The organism is Pseudoxanthomonas sp. J35, assembly GCF_000513995.1.
Classification (GTDB): Bacteria; Pseudomonadota; Gammaproteobacteria; order Xanthomonadales; family Xanthomonadaceae; genus Pseudoxanthomonas.
Genome location: NZ_AZVB01000027.1, coordinates 20,119 through 31,207, shown reverse-complemented (window position 1 = coordinate 31,207; position 11,089 = coordinate 20,119). Strand labels below are relative to the sequence as shown.

The following is an 11,089-nucleotide window of genomic DNA, read 5'->3' as shown; positions in this document are numbered from 1 at the left end:
TGCGGCTCAAGCATTACAGCCTGCGTACCGAGCAGGCCTACCTTTACTGGATTCGCCGGTATATCCGGGCGTACCTGCCGCGGCATCCGCGCGATCTTGACGGGGCGGCGGTCGAGGCCTTCCTCACCCGCCTGGCCACACGCGACCACGTCGCCGCCAGCACCCAGATGGAGGACTGCAGCGCCGAGTCGGCGCTGGAGAGCTTTACGCGGCAGATGAAGAAGCTGCCGGCCTTCCTGCGCGAGAGCCCGACTTACGACCGCGGCAGCGAGATGGCACGTCACGAAGAGCTGGCGCGGCGGCTGAACATCGACATCTGGTTCGCGGATCCGTATGCCCCCTGGCAGCGCGGGAGCAACGAGAACACCAACGGATTGTTGAGGCAGTTCATGCCCAAGGGGACTGATCTCTCAGGCCTGTCCCAGACCCAGTTGAACGACATTGCCCGACTGCTCAACGGGCGGCCCCGGCAGACCCTGGGATGGCGAACGCCCGAGCAAGCGCTGGCAGAGGAAATCCAGCTTTTCCGCAACCGCGTTGCACTTGATTCTTGAGGCGGCCCAAGTACCTGCACGCCGGCGAGATCCTCAACCGGCTGGTGTTCGCCGAGCCGTCCAACCAGGCCGCGCGCAACCTGCTGGCCGATGCCTTCGAACAGATCGGCTACCAGCGCGAATCGCCGAGCCTGCGCAACAGCTACCTCAACATGGCCTACGAGCTGCGCTCGGGCATGCAGGAAGGCGTGGCGCCCTCCTCAACCGGGCCGGACGTGATCCGCGCCATGGCCACCGAGCAGTGGCTGGACTTCCTCGGCATCAGCATGGACAGCCGCAAAGCCGAGGGCATGGCCTTCACCATCAACCTGCCCACCCCGGACAACGGCGAGAAGTACCTGGTCGAGATGAGCAACGCCACGCTCACCAACATCAAGGGCTTCACCGACCCGAAGGCCACGCTGACGATCACCCTCGACCGCACCGACCTGGACCAGCTGATGATGGGCGCGGCCAGCTTCGAGGACCTGGAACGCCAGGGCAAGGTGCGCTTCAGCGGCAACACACGGCCGCTGCAGCAGCTGGCCGGCATCCTCATCCAGTTCACCCCGGACTTCGAGGTGTTCCCCGGCACCGCCAACGCGCCTCCGACGCCAGCCAGCACCAAGCCGTTCCAGATGGTCATCCAGCCGGCGATGAGGATGGCCGACTGAGGCGGTGCGAGCGTGGGCGCGGGCCGCGCGCCCCGGCAGCGGCGCGACGACGGACGCGAGGTGGGCCATGCGCACACCGCCCGGACCGGTGCCCGGGCCGGTGCGGAAGCCGGCACGCGTGCTTACGCGGAGCCGGCGCCGCTGCGGGTGTAGTGCAGCAGCCGCCCGCGGTACGGCGGCGCCTCGCCGTCGTCCATCGGGCAGCGTTCCTCGGCCAGGGCGAAGCCGCGCTCGGCCATCATCCGGCTGAAGCGGGCGCTGTTGCCGCGGCCCGGGTCGGTGAGCAGGACTTCGGCTTCCGGCCAGGCGTGGCGGTCGATGACGCCGGCCAGCAGCGCGGCATGCTCGGCCTCGTACAGCACGTCGCTGGCGATGATCAGGTCGAAGTGGCCCAGCGTCGGCAACGGCACGTCCCAGCGCAGCTGGCGGTAGTGCAGCGCCGGCAGCGCGTTGAGCGCGGCGTTGTAGGCGAGGAAGGATTCGGCCAGCGGATGCATGTCCGAGGCGACCACGTCGGCGCCGCGCTGTTGCAGTACCAGGCTGGCCAGACCGATGCCGCAGCCCAGTTCCAGCACCCGCTTGCCCTCGATGTCGAAGCGCTGCATCGCCTGCGCCAGCAGGCGGCCGGCGGGCCACAGCTGGCCGAACAGGCTCCACTGCGCCGAGGAGATGCCCATCCGTCCGGCGTGGCCATCGGGATCGGAAAACTGCTGGCGATCCTGCAGGACGCGCAGGCGCCAGTCGCGTCCGCCGATGGAGACGTGTTCGTTGCGGGTGAGATAACCGGGCATGGGAGCTCCCGTCGTGCACCGGACGCATGGGCGTGCCGGGTCGTGCGGTGGATGGGAGCGAATCGGAAGGCCGCGGGGACCGAACGGGACGCAGGAAAGGCCGATGGCCTGCGGCCATGTTACGCGAGCCGGACGACGCGGGCCGCGGCGACGGCCGCGACCGTTCAGGTTTGGCACCGCCCGCGGCAACGGGCAGGGACCATGCCGGCTCGATCCGGCAGAACCGGACCGGGACGCGGCTGCCCGAGCGATCCTTCGCTCAGTTGCCGGCGTCCGCGCCCCGCTCCAGAGCCCTTTTAACTTCTTCCAGCGCGTTCGGGTCGTCCAGCGTGGACAGGTCGCCCGGATCGCGATGCTCGGCCAGGGCCTGCAGCGAGCGGCGCAGCAGCTTGCCCGAGCGGGTCTTCGGCAGTGCGCCGACCACGTACACGCGCGAGGGACGCGCCACCGCGCCGAGCTGTTCGGTCACCGTGCGCATCATCTGGCAGGCGGTTTCGGCCGGATCGCGGTCGGCCTGGCGCAGCGTGGCGAACACCACCGGCACCTGGCCCTTGATTTCGTCGTGCACGCCGATAACGGCCGCCTCGGCCACCGCCGGGTGGCTGGACACCGATTCCTCGATCTCGCGCGTGCCCAGGCGGTGGCCGGCGACGTTGATCACGTCGTCGGTGCGGCCGAGGATGAAGGTGTAGCCGTCCTCGTCGCGGATCGCCCAGTCCAGCGAGCTGTACAGCTGTTCCCGGAAGTGGCCGAAGTAGCTGGCGACGAAGCGCTCGTCGTTGCCCCACACCGTGGTCAGGCAGCCCGGTGGCAGCGGCGGCTGGATCGCCAGCACGCCCTTCTGCCCGGGGCCCACGTCCTCGCCGGTGGTCTCGTCGATGACGCGCAACTTGTAGCCCGGCGAAGGCAGGCCCGGCGAACCCAGCTTCACCGGTTTCAGCTCCACGCCCGGCATCAGCGTCAGCACCGGCCAGCCGGTCTCGGTCTGCCAGTAGTTGTCGATCACCGGCTTGCCCAGCGCGCTGGTGATCCAGTCGGCGGTCGGCTCATCCAGCGGCTCGCCGGCCAGGAACAGGTACTGCAGCCTGGACAGGTCGTGGCGCTTCAGCCACTCCGTGTCCTGCTTCTTCAGCACGCGCACTGCGGTCGGCGAGGAGAACATGGTACGCACGCCGTAGCGCTCGCAGATCTTCCACCAGATGCCCGGATCCGGGCAGGTGGGCAGGCCTTCGTAGAGGATCGAGGTGGCGCCGGCGATCAGCGGCCCGTACACGTTGTACGAATGCCCCACCACCCAGCCGATGTCGGAGGTGGAGAACATCACCTGGCCGGCGCGCACGTCGTAGACCGACCACATCGACAGCGCCAGCGCGACCGCGTAGCCGCCGACGTCGCGCTGCACGCCCTTCGGCTTCCCGGTGGTGCCGGAGGTGTAGAGGATGTAGCTGGGCTCGTTGGACTCCAGCCATTCCACCGGCACTTCGGCGTCGGCGTGGATCTCGCGCAGCGGCGCGTAGACCAGGTCGCGACCGGGCTGCAGCGACACCTCGGCCAGGTCGCGGCTGACCACCAGCACGTGCACCGGCAGATGCTGCGCACGCGCCAGCGCCTCGTCGACCAGCGGCTTGAACGGGATCACCTTGCCGCCGCGGCTGCCGGCATCGGCGCAGACCAGCACCTTCGGCTGCGCGTCGTCGATGCGCAGGGCCAGGTTGTGCGCGGCGAAGCCGCCGAACACGACCGAGTGCACCGCACCGATGCGTGCGCAGGCCAGCATGGCGATGGCCGCATCGACGGTGTGCGGCATGTAGATCACCACGCGGTCGCCCTTGCCCACGCCCAGCGAGCACAGCGCGGCGGCGAAGCTGTTCACTTCGCGGTGCAGCTCGCGGAAGGTCAGCTCGCGGACGCTGCCGGTCTCGGTGGACCAGCCGACCAGGGCGAGCTGGTCGCCGCGCTCTTCCAGGTGGCGGTCGACCGCGTTGTAGCAGAGGTTGGTCTGGCCGCCGACGAACCACTTGCGGAACGGCGGGTTGGAATAGTCGAGGATCTTCTGCGGCGGCACATGCCAGTGGATGGCCTGCGCCTGCTCGGCCCAGAACTCTTCCGGAGCTTCGATCGAACGCCGGTAGAAGTCTTCGTATTGCATCTGGCCTGCCTCGGGGGATCTGTCCGCAGGCTAGACCCGCACCCCGGCCGGATGCGTTAAGACCTTGGTATGAAAACCGCCGGAAAACCGCGGGTTACGCGGCGGTGGGGGGACGGACACGTTGATCGTCGCGATCAATCCGGTGAACAGGGGGGCGGCGGATCCGGGACCGTGTCGGTTCCGAGGCGTGGGACCTCCTGGAGAGCGGGGCTTGCCCCGCTGCTCTTCGAAGGCGCCGGGGACCCGGCGTGGGAGTCGGGCAAGCCCGACTCTACGCGGCGCGCACCCGGCCCGTGCGGCGGGGCCTCAGCGCGCGGCGGTCTTCTTCTGCGCCCCGGCCTTCGCCGGCTTCACGTAGCGGTCGAACCAGGCCAGCATCTCGGCGACGAAGTGCTCGTTCGATTCCTGGGCGGTGTACCAGTGCGGCTCGAACGGCAGCATCACCAGGCGAGTGGTGCCGCCGTTGCCGCGGATCGCCTGGAACAGGCGCGGCGACTGGGTCGGCTCGGTGCCGGGATTGGCGTCGTCGGCGCCGTGCACAAGCAGCAGCGGCTCGTCGATCTTCGCGGCGTGGAAGAACGCCGAGGCCTGGTCGTACACCTTCGGCGCCGCCCAGAACGAACGACGCTCGTTCTGGAAGCCGAACGGGGTCAGCGTCTTGTTGTAGCCGCCGCTGGACGCCACGCCGGCACGGAACAGGTCGGTGTGCGCCAGCAGGTTGGCGGTCATCAGCGCGCCGTGGCTGTGGCCGGTGACGCCGATGCGGTTGCGGTCGACCACGCCCAGCTCCACCGCCTTGTCCACCGCGGCCTCGGCGTTGGCGACCAGCTGTTCGAGATAGGTGTCGTAGGCGGTCTTCGGGTCGCCGACGATCGGGAACGAGGCGTTGTCGATGATCGCGTAGCCGGCCAGCAGCAGGAGGCGGTAGTTGGCCAGGCGGGTGAAGGTCTGCTCCGACCCACTCACCTGGCCCGCCTTGGACGGATCCGCGTAATCGTTCGGATACGCGTACAGGATCGCCGGCAGGCGCGTGCCTTCGACGTACCCCGGCGGCGTGTACAGGGTGAACGACAGGTCCACGCCGTCCTTGCGCTTGTACGTCACCAGCCGCTTCTTCACCCCGCGCGCCAGCGGCGCCGGATCGGGGAAGCGGGTGATGGCCACGCGCCCGGAGGCATGCACCGCCTCGCCTTCGGCGGCGCCCTCGATGCGCTCGCCGAGCGTGCGCAGGTACAGGTTCGGCGGATCCAGCGGCGACTGGTGCCAGGTCAGCAGCTTGCCGGTGTCGCCGCCCGCGAACCCGACGAACTGCTCCAGCGCATCGGCGCTGCTGCGGAACAGGCGCGTGGTCGCGCCGGTGGCCAGGTCATAGCGGTCCAGGAACGGACGGTCGCCCTGCGGCGAAGCGCCCTGCCCGCGCAGGAACAGCGCACCGTCCTCCTCGCGCAGCACCGCCGCGCCGTTGGCCAGCACGCGGTACTGCGGCGAGCCCGGATCGGCGTAGAGCTCGTCGGTCGACAGGTCCCACAGCACGCGGCCCGGTGCGCCCGGCCTGTCGGCGTCCACCAGCGTGGTGGTGACCCAGTTGCGGTTGGCGTCGTACTCGGCCAGCAGCGCGCGGCCGCCGTCCTCGAACCAGGACAGGCCGGCGTAACGCTGCTTCACCTTCGCGACTTCCTTCGGCTTGCCGGTGAACGGCGCAGCCAGGGTCATCAGGCGATCGCGCGCGGGCACCTCGACCTTCCAGTCGCCGTTGTCCAGCGCCTCGGCCCAGACCAGGGTGGCCGGCTGGTTGGCGCGCCAGCTGAAGCTGCGCGGCCCGGTCGGCACGCCGCGCACCGGCACGCGGTCGGCGACCGGCAGGCTGGCGATGGTGCGGACGCCGCCGTCGGCCAGGTCCAGCACCTGCACGTCGTGGGCGAAGCGCGCGTAGGTGGTCACGTACGAATACGGGCGCTTGAGCCGCTGCAGGCGCACGTGGCGGCCGTCGGGCGCGGCATCGACGCTGGCGTATACCGCCGGCGCGCCGATCTTCTTCACCGCGCCGGTGGCCACGTCGACGGCGGCCAGCTGCGCGGTGGCGAAGTAGTCGAACAGCGCCTCGTCCTCCGGGCCGGTCAGCAGGTCGCGCGCCTCGTAGGTGCTGCTCTCGCCCTTGCCGGCAATGGCTTCCTTGATCTCCGGGCCCGGCGGCACCGCGGCCTTCTGCGGCATCGGACCGAGGTTGTCCGGCACCAGCTTCACCAGCAGCTCGTGTCTGCCGCCGAGCCACTGCACGGCGCCGCCGAGGATGGTGTTGAGCTGCGCGCCCTCGATGCGGCGCACGCGGCCATCGGTGGCGTCGCCGACCCAAAGCTCCACGCCGCTATCGGTGGTGTTGTCGAAGGCGAACAGGCGGCCATCCGGCGACCACGCCGGCACGCCCGGGCAGGCGCCGTCGGGCAGCTGCACCGGCATCTGCCGGCCGCTGGCCAGGTCGAGCAGGTCGAAGCCTTCCAGGCAGGTGCGGATGCCGTAGCCGTTGGAGCGGTCGTGGCGGCTGTGGTTGCGCGGTTCCACGCGCACGCCGGCCAGCTTCAGGTACGGCTCGGCCACGCGCTCGATCGGCGGATACGGCGACTGCCGCAGCAGCAGCGCGGTGGTGGCGGTGGGATCGATCGCCGGCGAAGGATTGAGCGGCGCGCGCATCACCCCCAGCAGCGGTTCCGGCGGCGTGAGGTAACCGCCCTCCGCTGCCTGCGCGGCCGGCGCAAACGCGCTCCCGGCCAGCATCGTCATTCCCAGCATTCCCCAAGTCACGCGCATCCGGCTTTCCCCGTGCATCCAAGAATCCCGGAAACGTAACACGGGCCGGCGCCGGCGATTCCGCCGCAGGCGACGCATGTGGCATCGGTCATGCCCGCGCACTGCGCGCGCAAAAGGAAAGGGCGGCCGAAGCCGCCCTTCCGTGTCACGCTGCCGCCGGGATCAGAGCAGGTGCGCCACGCCGGCGCGCTCTTCTTCCAGCTCGGCCAGGGTCTTGTCGATGGCCTTCTGGCTGAACTCGTCAATCGGCAGGTCCTTGACCAAGGTGTACTTGCCGTTCTCGGTGGTCACCGGGAAGCCGAAGATCACGCCCTCCGGGATGCCGTAGGAACCATCCGACGGGATGCCCATGGTCACCCACTTGCCGTTGCTGCCCAGCACCCAGTCGCGGATGTGGTCGATAGCGGCGTTGGCGGCCGAGGCGGCCGAGGACAGGCCGCGGGCCTCGATGATCGCGGCGCCGCGCTTGCCGACCTTCGGGATGAACTCGTTGGCGTTCCAGTCGGCGTCGTTGATCTTGTCCTTCAGCGACTCGCCCTTGACCGTGGCGAAGCGGTAGTCCGGGTACATGGTCGGGCTGTGGTTGCCCCACACCACCAGCTTCTCGATGTCGCCGACGGCGACGTTGGCCTTTTTGGCCAGCTGGCTCAGCGCGCGGTTGTGGTCCAGGCGCAGCATCGCGGTGAAGTTCTCCGGCTTCAGGTCCGGCGCCGACTTCATGGCGATGTAGGCGTTGGTGTTGGCCGGGTTGCCGACGACCAGCACCTTCACGTCGCGCGAGGCGACCTTGTTCAGCGCCGCGCCCTGGGCGATGAAGATCTTCGCGTTCTCCAGCAGCAGGTCCTTGCGCTCCATGCCCGGGCCGCGCGGACGCGCGCCGACCAGCAGGGCGATGTCGGCGTCCTTGAACGCCACTTCCGGATCGTCGGTGCCGATCATGCCGGCCAGCAGCGGGAAGGCGCAGTCCTCCAGCTCCATCATCACGCCCTTGAGCGCGGCCTGGGCCTTCTCCATCGGCAGCTCGAGCAGCTGCAGGATCACCGGCTGGTCCTTGCCCAGCATCTCGCCGGAGGCGATGCGGAACAGCAGGGCGTAGCCGATCTGGCCGGCGGCACCGGTGACGGCAACTCGAACGGGGGTCTTCATCTGTGGGGTCCTTCGTGGCTGTTGCAGAAAGGGAGCTTGGCGGGGCGGGCCGGAGCCTGCGGCGCCGCGCAGGTTAATAGACGTCGTAGCCCAGCGGGCTCAGCCTTTGGTCCAATGCGGCCGTGTCGTAGCCGCGGACCACGGCCTGGCCGATGACGGTCACCGGGATGCCGCGGGCGCCCAGCGCGCGCATCGCGCGGTCGCCGTCGGGGCTGTCCACGTCCAGGAGGCGGTAGCGCACGCCGGCGCGCTCGAAGTCGCGCTGCTGCCGCTGGCAGTAGCCGCACCATTCGGCGGCGAGCATGACGATGCCGGCCTCGCCGGTGGCCAGCCGGGGATCGTCCGGATGCAGTTCGGCCGGGCGCTGGGACCACCAGGAGTACAGGCCGCCGGCCAGCCCCAGGATCAGCAGTAAGCCGAGGATACGCATGCGGGGACGGAATCCGGCAGGCCAGGAGGGACCGCGATTTTACCATGCGGTCCCGCGGGGGCCGGTCCGGAGGCTGCGCGCCGGACCTGGCCGGGAGGCCCGGTTCAGGCGCTCAGGTAGCGGTTCCACTCGGCCACGCGATCGGCCTTGGCCGCCAGCACCGCCTCGGCGTCGCCCTCGATCTTCACCGAGTTGATCTTGTCGCCCTGGGCGATGGCGTCGACCACGTCCTGGCCCTCCAGGACCTTGCCGAACACGGTATGGCGGCCGTCCAGCCAGGGGGTGGCCACGTGGGTGATGAAGAACTGGCTGCCGTTGGTGTTCGGGCCGGCATTGGCCATGGACAGGACGCCGCGCTCGTGGGCCACGCCATTGCCGGTCTCGTCCTCGAACCGGTAGCCCGGGCCGCCGCGGCCGGACCCCTCCGGGCAACCGCCCTGGATCATGAAATCGGCGATCACGCGGTGGAAGTTCAGGCCGTCGTAGAAGCCCCGCTTGGCCAGGTTCACGAAATTGGCCACGGTCAGGGGGGCCTTGTCGGCCAGCAGGTCGATCTTGATCACGCCCTTGGCGGTGTCAAGGATGGCGGTCAGGCTCATGTATTCAGCTCCAGGTGCCCGGATGGGCCGGTAGACCGGTTATAATAACGCGCTTCCTTTTCGACCCTCCCTCGCGCCCTGCCCCTTCGAAGGGGGTACCCGGGTGCGTTTTCCCGATCCCAGAATCCATGTCCATCGATAACCTGCGCAACATCGCCATCGTCGCCCACGTCGACCATGGCAAGACCACCCTCGTCGACCAGCTCCTGAAGCAGTCCGGCACCCTGTCCGAACGCACCGTGCTGGCCGAGCGCGTGATGGACAGCAACGACCAGGAAAAGGAACGCGGCATCACCATCCTGGCCAAGAACACCGCGATCAACTGGAACGGCAACCGCATCAACATCGTCGACACGCCCGGGCACGCCGACTTCGGCGGCGAGGTCGAGCGCGTCCTGTCGATGGTCGATTCGGTGCTGCTGCTGGTCGACGCGATGGACGGGCCGATGCCGCAGACCCGCTTCGTCACCCAGAAGGCCTTCGCGATGGGCTTCAAGCCGATCGTGGTGGTGAACAAGGTCGACCGCCCCGGCGCCCGCCCCGACTGGGTCATCGACCAGGTGTTCGACCTGTTCGACAAGCTCGGTGCGACCAACGAGCAGCTGGACTTCCCGATCGTCTACGCCTCCGGCCTGAACGGCTACGCCGGCCTGACCGACGACGTCCGCTCCGGCGACATGACCCCGCTGTACGAAGCGATCATGAAGTACGTGCCGGCCCCGCAGGTCGAGGCCGAAGGCCCGTTCCAGATGCGCATCAGCCAGCTGGACTACAACAACTTCGTCGGCGTGATCGGCATCGGCCGCATCCAGCGCGGCAAGGTCAAGAAGAACCAGCCGGTCTTCGTGATCGACCGCAACGGCAACAAGCGCCAGGGCAAGGTCCTGCAGGTGCTGGGCTTCATGGGCCTGGAGCGCATCGAGGTCGAGGAGGCCCAGGCCGGCGACATCGTCGCCATCTCCGGCATCCAGGAGCTGACCATTTCCGACACCGTCTGCGCACTGGAAGCCCCCGAGGCGCTGCCGCCGCTGACCGTCGACGAGCCGACCATCTCGATGACCTTCCAGGTCAACAACTCGCCATTCGCCGGCAACAAGGACCTGTCCGGCGGCAAGTTCCTCACCAGCCGCCAGCTGAAGGAGCGCCTGGAGCGCGAGTGCGTGCACAACGTCGCCCTGCGCGTGGAGCAGCTGCCCGACGCCGACAAGTTCCTGGTCTCCGGCCGCGGCGAACTGCACCTGTCGGTGCTGATCGAGAACATGCGCCGCGAGGGCTACGAGCTGGCCGTGTCGCGCCCGGAGGTCATCATCAAGGAGATCGACGGCCAGCTGATGGAGCCGATCGAGCAGCTGGTGGTGGACATCGAGGAGCAGCACCAGGGCGGCGTCATGGAGAAGCTGGGCATCCGCAAGGCGCAGCTGAAGAACATGGAGCCGGACGGCAAGGGCCGCGTGCGCCTGGACTATGAAATCCCGGCGCGCGGCCTGATCGGTTTCCAGAACGAGTTCAAGACCCTGACCCAGGGCTCGGGCCTGCTGTTCCACGTGTTCGACCACTACGGCCCGAAGGAACAGGGCGCCATCGCCAAGCGCCCGAACGGCGTGATGATCGCCAATGCCGCCGGCCCGACCCCGGCCTACGCGCTGGGCCCGCTGGAAGAGCGCGGCCGCCTGTTCGCCGCCGAAGGCGACCAGGTGTACGAAGGCCAGCTGGTCGGCATCCATTCCAAGGACAACGACCTGACGGTCAACGCGATCAAGACCAAGCCGCTGACCAACATGCGCGCTTCGGGCAAGGACGACGCGATCAAGCTGACCCCGGCGCTGAAGTTCTCGCTGGAGCAGGCGCTGGACTTCATCGAGGACGACGAGCTGGTCGAGGTCACCCCGAAGGAAATCCGCCTGCGCAAGAAGCTGCTGACCGAGAGCGACCGCAAGCGCGCCTCGCGCGCCGCCTGACCGG

9 protein-coding genes are annotated in these 11,089 nt (G+C 68.9%); 3 read left to right on the top strand and 6 right to left on the bottom strand.

The features are described 5' to 3' along the window. Together PSEJ35_RS16280 and PSEJ35_RS0113360 are read left to right on the top strand one after the other, a co-directional pair. On the top strand, positions 1-554 hold a 554-nt coding region (locus tag PSEJ35_RS16280; protein ID WP_232207668.1), incomplete at its 5' end, for an IS30 family transposase. Further along, entirely contained in the window at positions 551-1,207 is a 657-nt protein-coding gene (locus PSEJ35_RS0113360) for an alkyl sulfatase C-terminal domain-containing protein (RefSeq protein WP_028918230.1), read from the top strand. The genes PSEJ35_RS16280 and PSEJ35_RS0113360, both read left to right, overlap by 4 nt. A gap of 122 nt (positions 1,208-1,329) precedes the next feature. Here PSEJ35_RS0113360 and PSEJ35_RS0113355 read toward each other — a convergent pair whose 3' ends face one another. The 6 genes from PSEJ35_RS0113355 to PSEJ35_RS0113330 all read right to left on the bottom strand — a co-directional run bounded on the left by PSEJ35_RS0113355 (position 1,330) and on the right by PSEJ35_RS0113330 (position 9,127). Next, positions 1,330-1,998, bottom strand: coding sequence for a methyltransferase domain-containing protein (locus PSEJ35_RS0113355; protein ID WP_028918229.1), 669 nt, complete (start codon positions 1,996-1,998; stop codon positions 1,330-1,332). Positions 1,999-2,257: 259 nt separating this feature from the next. Next, complete coding sequence (gene prpE / locus PSEJ35_RS0113350; protein ID WP_028918228.1) at positions 2,258-4,147, bottom strand: propionate--CoA ligase; 1,890 nt, start codon at positions 4,145-4,147, stop codon at positions 2,258-2,260. Positions 4,148-4,453: 306 nt separating this feature from the next. Further along, entirely contained in the window at positions 4,454-6,919 is a 2,466-nt protein-coding gene (locus PSEJ35_RS0113345; protein WP_232207670.1) for a prolyl oligopeptidase family serine peptidase, read from the bottom strand. Between the two features lie 195 nt (positions 6,920-7,114). Further along, positions 7,115-8,098, bottom strand: a complete 984-nt coding sequence (locus PSEJ35_RS0113340) for a malate dehydrogenase (RefSeq protein WP_028918226.1) — start codon at positions 8,096-8,098, stop codon at positions 7,115-7,117. Positions 8,099-8,171: 73 nt separating this feature from the next. After that, positions 8,172-8,528: a glutaredoxin domain-containing protein gene (locus PSEJ35_RS0113335; RefSeq protein ID WP_028918225.1), complete on the bottom strand. Its 357-nt coding sequence runs from the start codon at positions 8,526-8,528 to the stop codon at positions 8,172-8,174. 104 nt (positions 8,529-8,632) lie between these two features. Further along, positions 8,633-9,127, bottom strand: coding sequence for a peptidylprolyl isomerase (locus tag PSEJ35_RS0113330; RefSeq protein WP_028918224.1), 495 nt, complete (start codon positions 9,125-9,127; stop codon positions 8,633-8,635). Between the two features lie 128 nt (positions 9,128-9,255). On the opposite strand from PSEJ35_RS0113330, the gene typA reads away from it, so the two are divergent. Beyond that, complete coding sequence (gene typA, locus PSEJ35_RS0113325; RefSeq protein ID WP_028918223.1) at positions 9,256-11,085, top strand: translational GTPase TypA; 1,830 nt, start codon at positions 9,256-9,258, stop codon at positions 11,083-11,085. The last annotated feature ends 4 nt before the right edge of the window (positions 11,086-11,089 follow it).

What these genes read in the sequence shown, in the direction of transcription:
- PSEJ35_RS0113355 (WP_028918229.1), bottom strand. Translation starts at nt 1,998, where the DNA reads ATGCCCGGTTATCTCACCCGCAACGAACACGTCTCCATCGGCGGACGC.
- prpE (WP_028918228.1), bottom strand. Translation starts at nt 4,147, where the DNA reads ATGCAATACGAAGACTTCTACCGGCGTTCGATCGAAGCTCCGGAAGAG.
- PSEJ35_RS0113345 (WP_232207670.1), bottom strand. Translation starts at nt 6,919, where the DNA reads ATGCTGGCCGGGAGCGCGTTTGCGCCGGCCGCGCAGGCAGCGGAGGGC.
- PSEJ35_RS0113340 (WP_028918226.1), bottom strand. Translation starts at nt 8,098, where the DNA reads ATGAAGACCCCCGTTCGAGTTGCCGTCACCGGTGCCGCCGGCCAGATC.
- PSEJ35_RS0113335 (WP_028918225.1), bottom strand. Translation starts at nt 8,528, where the DNA reads ATGCGTATCCTCGGCTTACTGCTGATCCTGGGGCTGGCCGGCGGCCTG.
- PSEJ35_RS0113330 (WP_028918224.1), bottom strand. Translation starts at nt 9,127, where the DNA reads ATGAGCCTGACCGCCATCCTTGACACCGCCAAGGGCGTGATCAAGATC.
- typA (WP_028918223.1), top strand. Translation starts at nt 9,256, where the DNA reads ATGTCCATCGATAACCTGCGCAACATCGCCATCGTCGCCCACGTCGAC.